This window comes from Nonomuraea sp. NPDC052129, assembly GCF_040680095.1.
Taxonomy (GTDB): Bacteria; Actinomycetota; Actinomycetes; order Streptosporangiales; family Streptosporangiaceae; genus Nonomuraea.
In genome coordinates, this window is sequence record NZ_JBFAVX010000002.1 from 392903 (window position 1) to 411323 (window position 18421).

The window sequence follows — 18421 nt, forward strand, 5'->3', positions numbered from 1 at the left end:
ATCGTCGTCGGGGCCTTCGTCATGTCAGGCGATCATCGGACCCAGCGTGATCACCGGCCAGCGTGGTCACTGGGCCGGAGTGGGGCGCCGCCGGTTCCAGGAGTCGAGGATGTGCGTGCGCATCGCCGCGGCCGCCGCCTCGGGATCGCCGGCCGAGATCGCGTCGCTGATCGCCTGGTGCTCGTCCAGCGTCTGGCGCATGACCTCCTCGTTGTACTGGCCGTGGTAGCGCATGCTGGTGCGGGCCTTGTCATGGATGCTGTTGACGATGGCCCGGCCGAGCCGGTTGCGGGAGGCCGCCATGATCACGTCGTGGAAGCGGACGTCGGCGGCGCCGAAATCGGGGGGAGAGGCGAGGTTCGACCGCATGACGCCCAGCGCCTCGGCGATGCGCTGATCGTCGTCGGAGGTGCGGGCCAGCGCCGCGGCGGCGGCCATCTCGGCTTCGAGCGCGGTGCGTACGGTGACCAGCTCGTCGAGGAAGGCCGCGGTCTCGTCGTGCGCGATCACTGAGGTGAGCACGACGTCGTCGAGGAGGTTCCACTGCCTCGGCTCGGTGACCTGGGTGCCGCGACCGTGCTCGATCCGGACCAGGCCCTTCTCCTGGATCACCTTGACCGACTCGCGGATCACCGTGCGGCTGACGCCGAACTCCTCGCACAGGTCGGCCTCGGGCGGCAGCGTCGCACCCGGGCGCAGCGTGCCGCGGATGATGTCGTCGACCAGCTGCTCGACCACCGTGGTGCCCAGTTTGGGGGCCCGCTCGCGGCGGGGCCGCTTCGCGGGTGGTTGGGGCCGCACCGCGTCGTCCGTCCACGGACCCTCCGCGTGCTGAGTCAACGTGCCCTCCCTTGATCACGACAGCGCCTTGAGTATAGGCCATTGTGTCGACGTCATTCGTATGATGTCATATCTCGAAACATGCCGTTAACGGAGGCCCAATGAGACGACGCAGTCATGCCGCGTACCGCCGTGCGGTGCCTGCGGCCACCGCCGCCGCGGCGGTTCTTCTCGCCGTGGCGGCCTGCGGTCCCCCCAACCCCACGGCTTCGTCGAAGCCGACCGGCGCCGCTTCCCCGTACGGGTTCGCCACGGCCGAGCAGAAGGACGGCAAGCTCGTGGTCTGGGTGGACTCCACCCGGCTCGACGCCGCGAAGGCCTACCAGACGGCGCACCCCGGCGTGCCGCTGGACATCGTCACCTACGACGGCAACGCCAACGGCTCCAACACCCTCAAGACCAAGGTGCAGCTGTTCAACCGGGCCGGCGAGGGCTGGCCGGACGTCGTGTTCACCACCGACAACAACACCGCCTCCTGGGCCTCGCAGGGTGATGACGCCTTCGTCGCCCCGCTCAACAAGGGCCTGCTCGACGACGCCACGCTGAGCGGCTTCGCCAAGGGCGCGCTCGACGTGTGCGCCGTCGACGGCACGGTCTACTGCCTGCGCAACGACCTGGCCCAGGTGGTGCTCTGGTACAACAAGAAGCTGCTCGACAAGTTCGGCTACCCGTTGCCCAAGACGTGGGAGGAATACACCGCGCTGGGCGAGAAGGTGGCCGCCGAGCACCCGGGATACATCATCGGCACGGCCGGTGACGCGTGGGCGCCGGAGATCTACATGTGGGGCGGCGAGTGCCCGGCCAACCAGGTCACCGGCGCCAAGGCGATCACCGTCAAGGCGACGGACGCCAAGTGCGTACGGACCGCGCGGATGCTGGACAAGCTCGTGGCGAACAAGACGATGTCCATGCTGCCGCTGTTCGGCCCCGACTTCGTCAAGAACCAGGGCGACAAGGTGCTCATGCTGCCCGGCCCGGCCTGGTACGGCGGGGCGGTGTTCCAGGGGACGATCAAGACCCCGAAGGGCGAGCTCGCGGTCGGTGACGCGCTGCACTGGGCGGACCAGACCGAGCCGGTGACCGGCAACGTCGGCGGCGGCACCTGGTGGCTGTCGCGGCACACCGCGCGCCTGAAGGCGGCCAAGGACTTCATCAGCTGGGTCGCCACCGCCGACGAGTACCAGGTCGCCCTCTCACCGGGCTACCCCGCCTTCTCGGCCGCCGCGACGAAGTGGATCAAGAAGCAGCAGGACAGCGGCTACTACGCCGGCGACATCGCCGCCCCGATCGCCGCCGCGGCCGGACAGGTCTGGCCGGGCTGGGGTTCGCCGGAGTTCAGCCAGGAGGCGGTCTGGGCCAAGACCGTCATCCCCGGCCAGACCGCCGGCAAGACCATCGAGTCGCTGCTGCCGGACTGGCAGACGGCGATCGAGCAGCAGGCTCAGGTGTCCGGATACCAGGTCACCAAGTGAGCGTTACGCACGTGCGGAGTCGTTCCTGGCGGCCTGCCGCCGGGCACGTCTTCGTCTCCGGGTACGTGGTGCTCCTGGTCGCGTTCGGCATCGCGCCTACGGTGTACGCACTCAATCTGGCGTTCACCGACGGCGAGGGGCGCTTCGCCGGCATCTCCAACTTCCTCCGTACCGCCCAGGACTATCGGTTCGTGGCCGCGGTCGGCCATGTGGCCACCTACCTTGTGCTGTGGCTGGTCACTTTGACCGTGCTCGTCCTGCTGCTCGCGCTGGTGGTGCACCGGCTCGCCTCGCGCTGGTCGCGGGCGGCGCTGCGGTTCGTCTACTACGTGCCGGGCGCGCTGGCCGGGGCGTCGAGCGTGCTGCTGTGGCTGTTCATGCTGGACCCCTCCGTGAGCCCGGTCGACGGCCTCGTCCGCTCGCTGTGGGGTGACACGTTCGTGCAGGTGATCGCGCCGGGCCACCTGCCGTGGATCTTCACGATCATCGCCTTCTGGACCGGCGCGGGCGGCTGGATCACGGTCATGTACGGCGCGTTGAACAGCATCCCGTACACGGTGATCGAGGCGGCGCGGGTGGACGGCGCCGGGCCGGTGAAGACGGCGCTGCGGGTGCAACTGCCGATGCTGCGCAAGTGGATCGTCTACATGCTGATCCTGTCGCTCGCCGCGGGCACGCAGCTCTTCGTCGAGCCGCAGCTCGTCTCGCAGGCCGGTTTCGGGGTGGTCGGGACCGACTACTCGCTCAACCAGCTCGCCTATCTGTACGCCTTCGACCAGAACGACTTCAACGGCTCGGCGGCGATCGCGATCGACCTGCTCATCGTGGCGTTGTGCTGCGCCGGGCTGTTCGTCGCGCGGGGAGGTCTCTTCGATGCGGACTGATCAACGGCCCGGCGTCATCCGGATGGTCGGCCGAGGGCTGATCGCCGCGCTGCTGCTGGCCTTCGCGCTGTTCTTCGTCCTGCCGATGGTATGGCTGCTGCTCGCCTCGACCAAGAGCCCGGCCGACCTGATCCACGCCAATCCGCTGTCACCGGGCTCGATCGGCTCGCTCGTCACGAACTGGCAGCACCTCATGTCCTTCCAGGACGGGGCGGTGCTGACGTGGATGACGAACTCCGTCGTCTACTCGGCGCTCTCGGTGGCGCTGACCCTGCTGGTCGGCATCCCGGCCGGCTACGCGATGGCGCTCATGCGATTCGGCGGACGCCGCCTGCTGCTCATCGTCACCCTGGTCGTGATGCTGATGCCGGCCACCGCCCTGGTGCTGCCGATCTTCCTGGAGCTCAGCTACCTCGGGCTGATCAACAAGACGGCCTCGGTCGTGCTGCCGATGTCGTTCTTCCCCTTCGGCGTGTACCTGACCTACATCTACTTCTCCACCAGCGTCCCCGGCGACCTGCTGGACGCGGCCCGGCTGGACGGTTGCGGCGAGACCGCGACCTTCTTCCGGGTGGCGCTCCCGCTGGCCAAGCCGGTGGTCGCGCTGGTCGCCTTCTTCAGCTTCGTCAACAACTGGAACAACTTCTTCCTGCCGTACGTGATGCTGCCGAACAGCGACAACTACCCCATGCAGGTCGGCCTGACCCAGATGCTGGCCGCGACCCCCACCTTCAACCCCGTCGTCGGTGCCAACGCCGAGGTGCAGCCGCCCGAACTGGTGCTGGCCACCCTCATCTCCATCGCGCCGGTGTTGCTGGTGTTCCTGTTCTCTCAGCGCTTCCTGGTCGCCGGGCTGACCGCCGGCGCGACCAAGGGATGAGATTTTACGAGGTGAGGAGTACGCACCATATGACCGACAGCTCCGCCCGGCGCCCGCCCGTTGTCACGGCGAGCGTCCCCGTCATCGAGCCACCGGCCTGGGCGCTGTCCCAGCGCGCGCTGTTCGACCTGCTGGACAGCGGGTGGCGGCTGTTCTCCGCCCGCTACACCCGGCCGGACGGCTCGCTGCGCTACTCCGGCCGGCTGTCCAGCCGCGACGGCGCGGACGACTTCTTCGAACCGTTCTTCAACTGGCCCCAGCTCTACCTGCTGGGCGGCGCGGACGACCTGCTCCCCGCGTGCGCCCACCACTGGGAGGGGGTGGTGGCCCAGATGACCGAGCTCGGCATGTTCGCCGAGGAGTTCGAGATCGGCTACGACTGGTTCCACCAGGGCGAGAGCCTGCTCTTCACCTACTTCCTCACCGCCGCCGACCCGGCGGCCTGGGCGGAGCGGGCGACCAGGTTCGCCGACCTCTATCTCCCGGACCGGCCGAACCCGGGCAATTACGACCCGGTCCACCGCATCATCAAGGCCCCGCACAACGGCAGCGGGGGAGCCCGCGACGGGGTGTCCGACACGCCCGCCTATCCCTGGACCGAGGCCGAGGCCGCGCAGTACGGCTACCCGCTGGACTGGCTGGTTCCGGCCGACGCGCCGGTGCCGCCGCTCGCCGACGACCCGCGACTGGGCGCGGAGATGCGCGAGCGTATGGGCCGGGGCGACGCGGTCGGCAACCTGAGCGTGGCCGGCCTGGTCTGCAACGCCTTTCTGGTCTCCGGCGACGAGCGATACGCCGCCTGGCTGCGCGAGTACGTCGGCGCTTGGCAGCGGCGGGCCCAGGAGAACGGCGGGATCGTCCCGGACAACGTCGGCCTGGACGGTGCGGTCGGCAGCCAGCTGGACGGGCGCTGGTACGGCGGTCACTACGGTTGGACCTGGCCGCACGGCATGTACAGCGTTGGCCAGGCGACGGCCGTCGGCGCGCTCAGCGCCGCGCTGGCCACGCGCGACGACGGCTACCTCGACCTGGTCCGGTCGCTGCTGGACGCGATCATCGGCCTGGGCGTCAAGCTGCCGTTCAGCCAGAGCGACTCGGCCAATCAGGGCCGCTGGCGCGCTCATCTCGGCTCGGACGTGGACACCGCCACGCTGCTCGTGCCCTACCGGCACAGCGACAAAGGCTGGTTCGACTACAACCCGATCCAGACCTCGGTCCCGTTCGCGCTCTGGCACCACACCGGCGCGGCCGAGGACCGGGCCCGTCTGGACGCGCTGCGCGCCGCGGCCGGTTATGACTGGGCGACGGTACGGCCGTTCCGCGACAAGGAGGAGGCCGGGCACGAGGAGCCGTGGTACGCCTACCTGTGCGGCGACAACCCGGACTACCCCCAGCGAATCCTCGCCGCCGCGCACGCCCAGGCCCGGCGCCGCATAGCGCTGCTGCTCGCCAACGCCGACCGGGACCTGCCGGAGGAGGCCATCCACCTGTGGCAGAACGTCAACCCGGTGGTCACCGAGGCACTGGCCCAGACGATGTGGGGCGGCCCGCAGGTCATCTACAACGGCGGCCTGCAGCAGGCCAGGGTCCGCTACTTCGACGCCGTACGCCGCCGCGCCGGCGTGCCGGAGCAGGTCGCCGCGCTGGTCAGCGCGATCGAGCCGGAGGCCACCGTGGTCACGCTGGTCAACCTCTCGGCCACCGACGACCGGGTGCTCATCGTCCAGGCGGGGACGTTCGGCGAGCACGAGATCGCCACCGCCGTCGCGACCGGGGCCGAGCCTGGCTGGACCGGCCACGACACCGAGTACATCCACCACCAGCCGGTGCCGTCCGCCACCGAGCTCACGGTCGGCGGCCCGCACCTCACGGTGGAGCTACCGGCCGGCACCACCGTCACGCTGACCCTGAGGCTGCGGCTGCACGCTTACCAGCCGTCGTACCGGCAGCCGTGGGACTGAGCCTGTCCTCCCCGCGCTCTTCTGTGACCGGGTCATCCGTACGGCCAGGAGGGCGAGGGCGGCCACGGGCAGCGCCAGGTAGATCAGGCCGGCCAGCCATTGCCCGGCCGCCACGCCCGGCGCGCCGCGCGGGGTCACCTGCGCGAACCAGTCCTGGGCCAGCACCGGCCCGTACAGCAGGAGCAGGCCGACCACCACCTGCGTCGCGGCGACGGCCGCGAGCAGCCGCGTGCGATCGCGCCGCGCGATCGTCTGGGGCAGCGGGTCGACCCCGGCCAGCACCCAGCAACACAGCAGCCCGGTGCCGAAGAACAGGCCCTGGGTGAGCAGGTGGACCGCCTGGTTGATGACCGACCAGGCCAGCCACTCGGTGCCGTAGAGGACGAGGAGCGGCAGGACATAGATGGCCAGGAGGGTCACCGGATGAGTGAGCCGCCTGGCCAGGGGGCTGTACAGGATGGCGGAGGCGATGTCGCCGTACTGTGAGCCGGGTGTGATGGCCCGCGCGGTCAGCGTCAGCGGCGCCCCGAAGGCCAGCAGCAGCGGGCCGACGACGTTGAGCACCGTGTAGTGCAGCGCGTGCGCCGACGGCATCGCCCGCGCGTAGGCGCTCACGCCGCCGGCGAGCACCAATGCCAGCACCGCCACCCCGGCGAACCAGGCGATCGTCCGGCTCACCGGCCACGGCACGCCCGCGCGGGCGAGCCTGCGCAGCCCGGCCAGATAGCCGATGACCGGAAGCGCCAGGGCGAGCAGGACCAGCGGGTTCGGCCGGAACTCGGTGATCAGGTGGCCGATCGAATAGGGCGCCAGGTTGTAGCCCAGCAGGTCGTCGTGGCTGCCGGTGGTCGGCGGCGCGGAGCGTGACAGGCCGACGGCCAGGCCCATGGCCGCCGCCATCACCACGATCTCGCCGGTGGCCAGCCGGACGAAGGTGCCACGCTTGGAGCGTTCGGCGATCCCGGCGACGGTACGGCGGCGATGCATCCACCCGATGACGCCCAAGGCCACCAGCGCCGTCACCTTGGCCAGGACGAGCGTGCCGTACCTCGTCGTCCACAACTGCGGTACCGAGTCCAGCCGGACCCAGGCGCCGGCCACACCGGACACGGTCACCGCGACGAAGCAGCACAGGGCCAGCGTGCTGAATCTGGCGACGACCCCGGCCAGCCGGTCCGAGCGGCGGAAGTGGATCAGCACGGCGACCAGGCCGCCGACCCACACGGCCGCGGCGAGCAGGTGCGTCATCAGCGCCGAGACCGCGACGTCGTGATCTCCGGCCGAGGCGGCGTGACCGACGTAGGCGGGCGGCAGCAGGCCGAACGCGGCGGCCACGAGCAGGGCGACCGCCCACCGGGGCCGCCGGCCGTCCCGTACCCGCGAGGAGCCGAGCACCACGACCGTGGCCGTGCACGTCACCACGAGCATGGCCTGCGTCTGGGGGAGGGCGGTGCCGAAGTTCAGCAGGGTGAAGTCGCCGAACACCTGGCTCGCCGGGAGGCTGAGGATGTTCGCGAGCGTCAGCAGGTAGGTCAGTAGCGCGCAGAGCGCCCAGCCCAGTGCCCAGCCGCCCGCGGCGCGTACGCAGGCGCTCGCCTCGGGCGCGTCGCGCCGGACCAGGACCACCCCGGCGACCAGGGTCCCCACCGTGCCGACGGAGCATACCTCCAGCGCCAGCCGCGCCAGCGGCACTCCCCAGACGGTCAGCGGATCGGGTGTCGGCAGTCCCTTGATCGGCGGCGGCGTCCCGCCTCCGCCGACCCATAACGCGCCCACCAGCGCCAGGACGCCGACCGCGACGGCTACACCGGCGTATAACAGCGCCCGACGCCCGGATGACAGCACCAGCGTCCTCCTTTGTCAGGGGGCGTCCCTCCGTTGGGTAAGCGTCCCCCTATGGACGGGTACGTCCGCGTACCTGCGGCGGTTCGATGGCCGCAGGAGCGGATTTATCGCCTTATTCTTCCGCGAAGCTCGGCGCCGGTGTTGTCGATCGCGGTGATCGCCGCGGTTTCCGCAGTGGCGGCCGGGCCGGGCAGGACGGGCTTGAAGGCGTAGACCAGGGCGGCGGCGGCGATGGCGCCGGTGTTCAGCGCCAGGGCCCGGTCGTTGATGTTCGTCGTGGTGTCGCAGGCCTTGTGATAGCACGCGTCGTACGGCTGGCCGGCCGTTCCACCGAACAGGGCCGCCTCCTGGGCCGTCTTGATGCCCTCGCCTCCGGTGAACAGGCCGCCGGAGGCGATGCCGGCCGCGATGAACGGGCCGTAGTCGGAGCGGCCGTCGAAGTCGGTGCCGTTGTGGCCCTGGTGCAGCAGGTCGTAGTAGCTCTCGAACAGCTTCTCGATCTCGGCCGAGCCGGGCGGACCGGCGGGCTCGCCCGTGGCGTCGGAGTCGTCACCGTCGTAGATCTTGAGGGCGTAGTTCGGCGAGGCGATCATGTCGTAGTTGAGGTAGAGCTTGATCCTGCTCCGCCGGGCGGGGGTCAGGTGCTCCACGTAGAACTTCGAGCCCAGCAGGCCCAGCTCCTCCGCGCTCCACCAGGCGAAGCGGAGCTTGTTCCGGGTGGGGATCTTGCCGAGCGCCTCGGCGACGGCCAGGAGCGCGGCGCTGCCCGAGCCGTTGTCGTTGATGCCCGGCCCCTCCAGGACGGAGTCCAGATGCGCCCCGGACATGACCACCTTGTTCGGGTCGCCCCAGGGGGAGTCGGCGATCACGTTGGAGGTGGTGCGTACCTCGCTGATCGTGTCGGTCTTGAGGTGGACCGTCGCCCCCGTGGCGAGCTCCTGGCCGACCGCGAAGGAAGTGCCGACGACCGGGATGGAGACCGGTTCGCCGAGGTTGCCCTGCGGAGTCGCGGTACGGCCCGGCTGGCCCTCATTGAAGATGATCGCGGCCACGGCGCCCGCCGCCTGGGCGTTCTGTGCCTTGACCAGGAAGGTGCAGGTGCCGCGCTGCAACAGCGCGATCTTGCCCGGCGTGAACCCGGCGAAGTCGGCGGCCTCGCAGCCGGAGGTGGAGGTGCTCGGCGTCGGGCCGGGCGGCAGGACCAGGTCGACGTTCTGCAGGGCCGCGATGACGTCGCCGCGCCCGGAGTAGCTCATCGTGGCGAACTCGCCGAGGCTGGAGCCGTCGGGCGGGGTCGGGGCGTAGACCTTGTGCGCCGGGGCGACCCGCTCCATCAGCGCGGTGGATCGCTCCTGGTAGAAGGGGAAGTCGAACGGCTGAACGGTCACCTGGTAACCGGCGGCCCTGAGCTTGGCGGCCACGTAGTCGCGCGACGCGTCGTGGCCGCGGGTGCCCGCCGCGCGGGTGCCGTGGTGGATGTTGGCGATGGCCTGCAACGCCCGCAGGTGCTCCTTGACCGCCGCGAGGGCACCGGAGCCGATCAGGCTCCCCTCGGCAGGGCCGGGGGCGGCGTCGGCGTGGGCGGCGACAGGGGCGAGGGTGAGTGCCGCGACCACAGTGAGGGCACGGTAGACACCCCCACGCAAGACGGTAGGCATAGGGCTCCTCCAACTGGCGGTGGGTGTAGTGCGATCCGGACACCATCAGCCGGGAAGAACCTGGCGACCGCCAGTCAGATGATCACCCCATTCTAGGAGCGGGCCCCGCAAAAACCGGACACCCTCCGGCGCTCAGGCATGTCGTGGCGCTGTCCGAGGTGGCCGCGCCTGTTGCGTTATCCGAGGTAGCCGCCCATGGTGCGGAAGTAGTCGGTGGCCGCGTGCTCGGCGCCGTCCGGTGTCCGCAGCCGTTTGACCACCAGCCCGCGCCGCTGCCCCGTCCGCGCGTCCGCGCCGGCGACGATGACCACGCCATCCCCCTCCCGGATGAAGATCCGTCCGGGGGTGCCTCCGTAGCGGGCCTGCGACACCGCGGCCGAGACGATCTGGATCCGCTCGCCGCGATGGTGGGTGAACGCGTTCGGGTACGGGTCGGACTGGGCGCGGACCAGCCGCTCCAGGTCCTCCGCCGGCCAGGACCAGTCGATCCGGCCGTCCTCGACCGACCGCTTGTGGAAGAAGCTGGCCTGGGTGCGGTCCTGGGGGACCCAGCGTGCCCGGCCGGAGGCGATCAGGTCCAGCGACTCCCGCACGAGCGGCTCGATCAGGTCCACCGTCCGGTGGAAGAGGTCGGTCGTGGTGTCGTCGTCCTTCACGGGTACGGCCCGTTGCAGCAGGATGTCGCCCGCGTCCAGTTCGGCGTTCATGCGGTGCGCGGTGACGCCGACCTCCCGCTCGCCGTTGATCAGGGCCCAGATCAGCGGAGAGAAGCCCGCGTACGCCGGAAGCAGCGAATCATGGATGTTGAGCGTGCCGTGCGGCGGCAGGTCGAAGATCTCCGGCGGCAGCCAGGTCCGCCAGTTGTTGGCGACGATGATGTCCGGTGCGGCGTCCCGGAGCGCCTGGAGGAGGCCGGCGTCGTCGGGCCGGTTGCGCAGCAGCACCGGCACGTCGTGCCGCTCCGCGAGCTCCGCGACCGAGTCGTCCCAGATCTTCTCGTAGGCGTGCTCGCTCTTGGGGTGGGTGACGGCGAGGACCACGTCGTGGCCGGAGTCGAGCAGGGCGCGTAATGTCCGATGGCCCCATGTCTGGTACCCGAACATGACCACTCGCATGATCGATCCTCTCTGCCATGTTTCTTGAAAGGTTAGCCTTACCTTATCTACTATTGCCCCGATAAGGGAGGCGATGCCGCGGTGGAGACCCTGCCGAGTGGTCCGGACACGATCTACGACATCCTGGGAGTCGGATTCGGGCCATCCAACCTGGCGCTGGCCATAGCCGTCGACGAGCACAACGCGCGGGTCCCGGAAGCGGACCGGCTGCGCGCCGGGTTCCTGGAGAAGCAGGCCGTCTTCGGCTGGCATCGGGGCATGCTGCTCGACGACGCCACCATGCAGGTGTCGTTCCTGAAGGACCTGGTCACCATGCGGGATCCGGCGAGCGACTTCAGCTTCCTGTGCTACCTCAAGGAGCGCGGCAGGCTGGTGGACTTCCTCAACCACAAGACGCTGTTCCCGTTACGGATCGACTTCCACGGCTACTTCGAGTGGGCCGCGGCCCGGATGCGGGAAATGGTCGAGTACTCCGCCGAGGTCCTGTCCATCGAGCCGGTCGTCACGGAGGACGGCGAGGTCCCCCTGTTCGACGTGACCAGCCGCGACCCCGGCGACCCGGAGCGCGTCATCGTCCGCCGGACCCGCAACATCTGCGTCGCCACCGGCCTGGAACCCCACCTGCCGCCGGACGCCGCCCTGTCCGACCGGGTGTGGCACAACAGCGAGCTGATCCCGCGCGTGACCGCCCTCACCGAGGCCGGTGTCCCAGTACGCCGGATCCTGGTGCTCGGAGCTGGGCAGAGCGCGGCGGAGACGGCCGACTATCTCCACCGGACCTTCACCGGCGCCGAGGTGTGCGCGGTGTTCGCGAAGTACGGCTACACCCCGGCCGACGACAGCCCCTTCGCGAACCGGATCTTCGACCCCGAAGCCGTCGACACCTTCTTCCAGGCTCCGCCCCCGGTCAAGCAGGCGCTCCACGACTATCACCGGGGCACCAACTACTCGGTGGTCGACATGGACCTCATCGAGTCCCTGTACGCGACCATGTACCGCGAGAAGGTCCAGGGCAACGAACGCCTGCGCATCCTCAAGGTCTCCCGCATCAGGGACGTCAGCGTCAACGGCGACCGCCTGGACGTCACGGTGGAGTTCCTGCCGACTGGCGAGCGGGAGGTGCTGGCCACGGACATCCTCGTGCACGCCACCGGCTACCGCCCCCAGGACATCGGCGCCGTGCTCGGCGAGACGGCCAAGCTCTGCCTGCGCGACGAGGAGGACGAGGTCCGGATCGGCCGCGACTACCGCGTCGAGGTGCCCTGGCATGTGTCGGCCGGCATCTACGTACAGGGGGCCAGCGAGCACACGCACGGCATCACCTCCACCCTGCTGTCCACCACGGCCGTCCGCGCCGGGGAGATCCGCGACTCGCTGCTCGCCAACCGCGCGCGAGCCACGAGCTAGTGGTATCCCTGCGCCCACAACCTTTGCCGAAGCAGCCCGAGCAGCCGAAGCAGACGGAGCGGCAGCCGGCCGGCGGCGTCGCCGCGACCAACGCGGGCCGGAGCGCGTGGCTGGCGGTGTGCCTGGTGCTGCTGGCGGTCGCCTGCGTCCTGAGCATCGTCATCGGCACCAAGAACATCGCCCCGGGCACGGTCTGGAACGCCTTCGCCCACTTCACCAACACCGACGACCAGGTGCTCGTACGCGAGCTGCGCGTCCCCCGGACCGCGCTGGGCCTGCTCGTCGGCGCGGCGCTGGGCATCGCGGGCGCGCTCCTCCAGGCCGTGACCCGCAACCCGCTGGCCGACACCCAGATCCTCGGCGTCAACGCGGGCGCGGGCCTGTTCGTGGTCTTCGCGATCGGGGTGCTGGGGCTCACCGGGATCTGGTCGTACGTGTGGTTCGCCTTCCTCGGGAGCGCCGTCGCGATGGTCCTGGTGTACGCGCTGGGTTCGGCGGGCAGCAGAGGCGCGACGCCGATCCAGTTGACGCTCGCCGGTGTGGCGCTGGGCGCGGTCATGGAGGGTGTCTCGGCCGGGATCCGGCTGCTGAAGCCGCGGGCGTTCGACTACCTGCGGTTCTGGGACGTCGGCACGCTGGCGGGCAGGCCGCTGTCGATCGCGGGAGCTGTGGCGCCGTTCGTCGCGGCGGGGCTGGTCTTGGCACTGGCCGTCGCGCGGTCCCTCAACGCCATCGCGCTCGGGGACGATCTCGCCCGGTCCTTGGGTACGAACATCGCGCGGGCGCGGGCGCTGTCCATGGTCGCGGTGACCCTGCTGGCCGGCGCGGCCACCGCGGCCGTGGGCCCGATCGGGTTCGTGGGCCTGATGGTGCCGCACGCCGTTCGCTGGATCGTCGGGCCGGACCAGCGGTGGATCTTCGCGTACACGATGGTGTGTGCGCCGGTCCTCATGCTCGCCGCCGACGTCGTCGGCCGGGTGGTCATCCGGCCGGCGGAGCTGCAGGTGGGGATCGTGACCGCGTTCGTGGGCGCGCCGGTGCTGATCTGGCTGATCCGCCGCAGAACGGTGAGCGGCCAGTGACCGGCCCGGCGGGTTCCGGTCCGGCGGGATCGGGTCCGGTGGGATCCGGTGCGGCCGGATCCCACCCATTGGGCCCGCCGGGGTCCGTCCTGGACTCGGGATCTGGTCTGGACTTCGGTCGGCGGGTCGCGGTCGTGCGTGGGGCGTCGGTGTCGCTGCGGTTCGGGGTGCGGACGGCGGTCATCTGCGGCGTGCTGGGTCTGGCGGCCCTCGCGGTGGGCGTGCTGGCTCTCGGCACCGGTGAGTTCGAGGTGCCCGTGGGGGAGGTGGTCCGCGTCCTGCTGGGTGGCGAGCCGGGTCCCGCCCGGCTGGTGATCATGGAATGGCGGCTGCCGCGAGTGCTGCTGTCCCTGCTCATCGGGATGGCCCTGGGGCTGAGCGGTGCCGTGTTCCAGTCGTTGATGCGCAATCCCCTGGGCAGCCCCGATGTGATCGGCTTCAACACCGGCGCCTACACCGGAGTGCTGGTCACGATGATGTTCGTCGGCCGCGACTACTACCAGACGGCCGCGGGCGCGCTGGCGGGCGGCCTGCTCGCCGCCGCCGTGGTCTACCTGCTGGCCTACCGGAAGGGCGTCCAGGGATTCCGGCTGATCATCGTGGGGATCGCGGTCAGCGCGATCCTCGGCGCGGCCAACCAGTGGTTCGTCATCAAGGTGAACCTCCAGACCGCCGTCGCCGCCGCGATCTGGGGACAGGGCAGCCTGAACACCCTGACCTGGGACCAGGTCCTGCCCGTGGCCGTCTCGGTCGCGCTGCCGACCGCGCTCCTGGTGGCACTCGGGCCACGCCTGTCCCTGCTGGCCATGGGGGACGACGCCGCCGCGGCGCTCGGCGTGGGGACGGAGCGGTCGCGCCTGGCGTACCTCGTCATCGGGGTCGCGCTGACGGCGGTGGCGACGGCCGCCGCCGGACCGATCTCGTTCGTCGCGCTCGCCGTCCCGCAGCTGGCCCGCCTGCTGACGCGTACGGCCGGCATCGCGCTGGTGCCGTCGGCGGTCACGGGCGCGCTGCTGCTGGCCACGAGCGACTGGCTCGCGCAGCGGGCCTTCGCCCCCACCCAACTCCCCGTCGGCATCGTCACGGTGTCGCTGGGCGGCGTCTACTTCGCCTGGCTGCTGGCCAGGCAGGCGCGCAGCCGATGAGGAGAGTCATCGCCGCCGTGGCGCGGGGCGACCCGGTGCTCCTGACTGGTCGCGCTCCCATCCATCCACCCACCCCCGATGCCGAGGAGGCACAGTGTCCGACAACCCCTTCGACGACGAGAACGGCACCTTCTACGTCCTGGTGAACGACGAGGAGCAGCACTCCCTGTGGCCGACCTTCAAGGAGGTGCCCGGCGGCTGGCGGATCGTCTTCGGCGAAGGCGGCCAGAGCAAGCGGCAGGAGTGCCTCGACTACGTCGACACGAACTGGACGGACCTGCGTCCCAAGAGCCTGCGTGAGAGCATGGCCCGCGCGTCGGCCCAGGTGAACGACAGCTGAACGCGTCAGCCACGGCGCGGCCCCGGACGGGGTGGCGCGTTCTCCTGCGTACGGTGACCCGCAACCGGCGGCGGCTGGGCCTGGGAACCGCTCTCATCAGCCTCCACCAGGTGTGCGAGTCACTCGTACCGATTTTCATCGGTGTCATCGTCGACCGGGCCATCGGCCCGGGCGACGGTGGCGCCCTCGTGCTCTGGGTGGCGGCCCTGGCGGTGCTGTTCGTCATGCTGACGACGGCGTACCGGTTCGGCGCCCGGCAGCTCATGCTCGCCATCGCGGTGGAGGCCCACACCCTCCGGGTCGAGGTGGCGGAGAAGATCATGCATCCGCGCGGCATCCGTACCGACCGCCGCGTCGGCGACCTGCTCACCGTCTCGACCACCGACACCGACAACACCTCGTACCTGCTGGACTACGTGCCGCGTGTCGCCGGCGCGGTGACGGCGACCGTGGTGAGCGCCGTCGCGTTGCTCGTGATCGACTGGCGGCTCGGGCTGGCCGTCCTCGTGGGGACGCCCGTGGTGCTCCTCGCGCTGCAGGCGGGCACGCCGCTGATCACCAAGCGGGTGACCGAGCAGCAGGAACGCGCGGCGGAGGCCACGTCACTGGCGACCGACCTGGTCAGCGGGTTGCGTCCGCTGCGCGGCCTCGGCGCCGAGGAGGCGGCCGCCCAACGCTACCGGGAGGTCAGCGGGCGTTCCCTGCGAGCCGTCGTCCGGGCGGCCCGCACCCAGGGTGTGTACGTGGCCGCCTCGACGACCTGCGGCGCGCTGCTGGCCTGCGGCATCGCGATCCTGGCCGGGTGGTTCGCGCTGACCGGGCGGATCAGCGCCGGGGAGCTGATCACCGTGATCGGGCTGGCTCAGTTCCTGATGGAGCCGATCGGGCTGCTCGCCATCGTCCCGAGCTGGGTGGCGGAGGCGCGAGCGTCGGCCGAGCGCGTGGCCGTCATCCTGAACGCGGACCCACTGGTACCCGACGGCACCGAGCCGCTCGACAACGGGGCGTCCGGCAACAGTGCGCCCGGTCTGGAGGTGCGCGCTCTCAGATACGGCACCCTCGACGGGGTGGACCTCCTCGTGCGGCCCGGCGAGTTCGTGGGCGTCGCGGCACACCGCTCCGCTGACGGAGAGGCGCTGGTCAAGGTCCTCTCGGGGCGGGTGGCGCCGGAGGAGTACGACGGCCGGGTCCTGGTCGGCGGTCGAGAGCTGGCCCGGATACGGCTGGCGCACGCCCGCCGGACGATGCTGGTGGAACCCCATCAGACGGACCTGTTCACGGGCACAATCCGTGACAACCTCGACGTCGGCGCACTGGCGGCGGGCTCGGCCGGTCCGGCTCTGTTGGCCGAGGTCCTGGCTGCCTCGGCTGCCGACCAGGTGCTGTCCGCTCATCCCGACGGTCTGGAGCACCTGGTCACCGAGCGGGGTGCCAGTCTGTCGGGCGGGCAGCGGCAGCGGGTCGCGCTTGCCCGGGCGCTGCTGGCCCGGCCGCCGATCCTCGTCCTGCACGACCCGACGACGGCCGTGGACGCCGTCACCGAACACGCGATCGCCCAGGGCGTACGAGCGCTGCGGCACGCGCAGGACCCAGGGCAGGCTCCCGAGCAGGGCGTACAGGCTCCGTGGCACCCGCGCGGCGAGGCGGGCCCGTTCACCACCGTTGTGGTCACGAGCAGCCCCGCGATGCTGGCCGCGACGGACCGGGTCGTCGTCATCGACGGCGGCCGGGTAGTCGCCGAGGGGAGCCACGCCGAGCTGGCCGCGACCGACAGCGACTACAACCGGGCGGTATTGAGATGACCCGAGCCGACGAGGCCGGTACTGCGATGACCGCATCAGGCGGAAACCACGACCAGGCGAGGCCGACATGACCGGATCAGGCGGCGACGGGACGGACACCGGGCGAGATCGCGAGCTGCTCCCGGTCGCCGGCGCGCGCCTCACGTGGGCGTGGCTGTGGCGGGAACTGCGCGCCCGGTGGCCGAGCCTCACTTTCGCGCTGCTGGTGGGCTTGCTGGGGGCGGTCGCCTCTGTGGTGCCGGCGTACGCGCTGGGCGCTCTCGTGGACCGGGTGCGGGAGCACGCCCCAACCTCCGCGATCGTGCCCATCACGATCGTGATCACCGTCGCGGCCGTGGTCGGCGGGCTGGCCACCGGCCTGGCCACGTACCTGATCGGCCGGTTGTGCGGGCAGATCCTCGCGGTGCTGCGGGAGGCGACCGTGGCCCGGGCGCTGACCCTGCCCGCCACGACGCTCGAACGGACCGGGAAGGGCGATCTGCTCTCGCGGGTGGGCAGCGACGCGGCCGCGATCGGCAAGGCGGCCTCCGACGTGATTCCCACGATGATCTCGGCTTTCCTGCTCGGCGTCCTGAGCGTCGCCGCGATGGCCGGGATCGACTGGCGGCTCGGGCTGGCCGGCGCGGTCGCGGTGCCGTTGTACGCGGTGGCGCTGCGGTGGTATCTGCCGCGCGCGGCGCCCCAATACGCCCGGGAGCGGCAGGCGGTGGCGGACTCGTCGCAGCTGCTCGTCGAGAACATGCAGGGTGTACGCACGGTGCACGCCTACCGTCTGGAGCAGGCGCGGCTGCACGACATCGGGATCGCCTCCGGGCGGGCCCGCGACATCTCGGTCTCGGTCTTCACGCTGTTCACGCGCTTCGTCGGCCGGGTCAACCGGGCGGAGTTCTTCGGGTTGGCCGCGATCCTGGTGGCGGGGTTCCTGCTGGTGCGCGGGGGGTCGGTGACGGTCGGCGAGAGTGCCGCCGCGGCCGTCCTCTTCCATCGGCTGTTCAACCCGATCGCGATGCTGCTGTTCACCTTCGACGAGGTACAGGCGGCGGGCGCGAGCCTGGCCCGGCTGGTTGGGGTGGTGGAATTCACTCCGGCGCCCCGACCGGTCACCGGCCATGGCCCGGACCGGGCGCCGCGCGTACCTGCGGACGGCCAGCCGGAAGCGTCCGGTGTGGCAAGCATGCCCGCAGACGGCTTGCTTGAGCGGCCCGCGGCACCAAGTGTGCCCGCGGACGGCTCCCTTGAGTTGTCCGGCGTGCGCTTCAGCTACGACGGCCGGGTCGACGTGCTCCACGACGTGAGCATGCGGGTCGCGGCGGGTGCGCGGGTGGCGCTGGTGGGGTCGACGGGGGCGGGCAAGTCCACCCTCGCGGCCATCGCGGCCGGGATCCTGCGGGCCGGGCACGGCGAGGCGCGCGTCGGCGGCGTGTCGCTGGCGGAGCCGGCCCCGGCGGACCTGCGGGAGCGGGTGGCGATCGTCACCCAGGAGACCCACGTCTTCGCCGGGCCGCTGATCGAGGACCTGCGCCTGGCCCGGCCGGGGGTCTCGCCGGACGAGGCCGCCGCGGCACTGGACACCGTCGGCGCGCTGGACTGGGCGCGGAGCCTTCCGGACGGCCTCGACACGGTGGTCGGTGAAGGCGGTCACGAGCTGACCGCGGCCCAGGCCCAGCAACTCGCTCTCGCGCGGCTGGTACTCGCGGACCCCGCGATCGCCGTCCTGGACGAGGCCACGGCGGAAGCGGGCAGCCTGGGCGCCCGCGACATCGAGGCGTCCGCCGCCGCGGCGACCCGGGGACGGACCACCCTGATCGTCGCCCACCGTCTCACCCAGGCGGCGTCGGCCGACCGGGTGGTCGTCCTCGAACACGGCAAGGTCGTCGAGGAGGGCCCGCACCACGAACTGGTCGCCGCCGGCGGCCGGTACGCCGAACTGTGGCGGGCTTGGGAGACGCGTACACCCACTTCCCCATCAAGTAAGGCTAGGCTAACCTAA

General features: G+C 71.0%; 14 protein-coding genes. 10 read left to right on the plus strand and 4 right to left on the minus strand.

Annotation, left to right across the window (positions count from 1 at the left end; genetic code table 11):
* Positions 1-66: 66 nt before the first annotated feature.
* Positions 67-840 carry a FadR/GntR family transcriptional regulator gene (locus AB0L53_RS06680; RefSeq protein ID WP_363991330.1) on the minus strand — a complete coding sequence of 258 codons (774 nt, stop codon included), beginning with the start codon at positions 838-840 and terminating at the stop codon, positions 67-69.
* Positions 841-941: 101 nt separating this feature from the next.
* Between AB0L53_RS06680 and AB0L53_RS06685 the strand changes: the two genes are divergently transcribed.
* The 4 genes from AB0L53_RS06685 to AB0L53_RS06700 are packed head-to-tail and all read left to right on the plus strand — an operon-like array spanning position 942 to position 6037.
* On the plus strand, positions 942-2312 hold the full coding sequence (locus AB0L53_RS06685) for an extracellular solute-binding protein (RefSeq protein ID WP_363991333.1): 1371 nt from the start codon (positions 942-944) through the stop codon (positions 2310-2312).
* 11 nt (positions 2313-2323) lie between these two features.
* Positions 2324-3196 (plus strand): sugar ABC transporter permease, encoded by an 873-nt coding sequence (locus AB0L53_RS06690; protein ID WP_363991337.1) that lies wholly within the window; start codon positions 2324-2326, stop codon positions 3194-3196.
* On the plus strand, positions 3186-4076 hold the full coding sequence (locus tag AB0L53_RS06695) for a carbohydrate ABC transporter permease (protein ID WP_363991340.1): 891 nt from the start codon (positions 3186-3188) through the stop codon (positions 4074-4076). Before AB0L53_RS06690 ends, AB0L53_RS06695 begins: the two co-directional genes overlap by 11 nt.
* Before the next feature lie 29 nt (positions 4077-4105).
* The gene (locus tag AB0L53_RS06700) at positions 4106-6037 is read left to right on the plus strand and encodes a hypothetical protein (RefSeq protein WP_363991343.1); all 1932 of its coding nucleotides are present in this window, start codon (positions 4106-4108) and stop codon (positions 6035-6037) included.
* Here the strand turns inward: AB0L53_RS06700 and AB0L53_RS06705 are convergent.
* The 3 genes from AB0L53_RS06705 to AB0L53_RS06715 all read right to left on the minus strand — a co-directional run bounded on the left by AB0L53_RS06705 (position 5954) and on the right by AB0L53_RS06715 (position 10655).
* Positions 5954-7882, minus strand: a complete 1929-nt coding sequence (locus tag AB0L53_RS06705) for a cytochrome c oxidase assembly protein (RefSeq protein WP_363991346.1) — start codon at positions 7880-7882, stop codon at positions 5954-5956. The genes AB0L53_RS06700 and AB0L53_RS06705 overlap by 84 nt on opposite strands.
* 104 nt (positions 7883-7986) lie before the next feature.
* Positions 7987-9540: a M28 family peptidase gene (locus tag AB0L53_RS06710; protein WP_363991349.1), complete on the minus strand. Its 1554-nt coding sequence runs from the start codon at positions 9538-9540 to the stop codon at positions 7987-7989.
* Between the two features lie 176 nt (positions 9541-9716).
* Positions 9717-10655 carry a methionyl-tRNA formyltransferase gene (locus AB0L53_RS06715; protein ID WP_357952236.1) on the minus strand — a complete coding sequence of 313 codons (939 nt, stop codon included), beginning with the start codon at positions 10653-10655 and terminating at the stop codon, positions 9717-9719.
* 81 nt (positions 10656-10736) lie between these two features.
* Here AB0L53_RS06715 and AB0L53_RS06720 point away from each other — a divergent pair, with 81 nt between their 5' ends.
* The 6 genes from AB0L53_RS06720 to AB0L53_RS06745 all read left to right on the plus strand — a co-directional run bounded on the left by AB0L53_RS06720 (position 10737) and on the right by AB0L53_RS06745 (position 18421).
* Entirely contained in the window at positions 10737-12062 is a 1326-nt protein-coding gene (locus AB0L53_RS06720) for a SidA/IucD/PvdA family monooxygenase (protein ID WP_363991352.1), read from the plus strand.
* A gap of 23 nt (positions 12063-12085) precedes the next feature.
* Positions 12086-13144 (plus strand): iron chelate uptake ABC transporter family permease subunit, encoded by a 1059-nt coding sequence (locus AB0L53_RS06725; protein WP_363991355.1) that lies wholly within the window; start codon positions 12086-12088, stop codon positions 13142-13144.
* Between the two features lie 134 nt (positions 13145-13278).
* Positions 13279-14289 carry an iron chelate uptake ABC transporter family permease subunit gene (locus tag AB0L53_RS06730; protein WP_363991357.1) on the plus strand — a complete coding sequence of 337 codons (1011 nt, stop codon included), beginning with the start codon at positions 13279-13281 and terminating at the stop codon, positions 14287-14289.
* 94 nt (positions 14290-14383) lie between these two features.
* Positions 14384-14629 carry an MbtH family protein gene (locus AB0L53_RS06735; protein WP_363991360.1) on the plus strand — a complete coding sequence of 82 codons (246 nt, stop codon included), beginning with the start codon at positions 14384-14386 and terminating at the stop codon, positions 14627-14629.
* Positions 14630-14682: 53 nt separating this feature from the next.
* Positions 14683-16431, plus strand: a complete 1749-nt coding sequence (locus AB0L53_RS06740) for an ABC transporter ATP-binding protein (RefSeq protein WP_363991363.1) — start codon at positions 14683-14685, stop codon at positions 16429-16431.
* A 67-nt stretch (positions 16432-16498) separates the two neighbouring features.
* Entirely contained in the window at positions 16499-18421 is a 1923-nt protein-coding gene (locus AB0L53_RS06745) for an ABC transporter ATP-binding protein (RefSeq protein ID WP_363991366.1), read from the plus strand.

Bases quoted from the DNA above. Each gene is read 5' to 3' on its own strand.
- AB0L53_RS06745 (WP_363991366.1), top strand. From the start codon at position 16,499: ATGACCGGATCAGGCGGCGACGGGACGGACACCGGGCGAGATCGCGAG.
- AB0L53_RS06700 (WP_363991343.1), top strand. From the start codon at position 4,106: ATGACCGACAGCTCCGCCCGGCGCCCGCCCGTTGTCACGGCGAGCGTC.
- AB0L53_RS06685 (WP_363991333.1), top strand. From the start codon at position 942: ATGAGACGACGCAGTCATGCCGCGTACCGCCGTGCGGTGCCTGCGGCC.
- AB0L53_RS06710 (WP_363991349.1), bottom strand. From the start codon at position 9,540: ATGCCTACCGTCTTGCGTGGGGGTGTCTACCGTGCCCTCACTGTGGTC.
- AB0L53_RS06695 (WP_363991340.1), top strand. From the start codon at position 3,186: ATGCGGACTGATCAACGGCCCGGCGTCATCCGGATGGTCGGCCGAGGG.
- AB0L53_RS06715 (WP_357952236.1), bottom strand. From the start codon at position 10,655: ATGCGAGTGGTCATGTTCGGGTACCAGACATGGGGCCATCGGACATTA.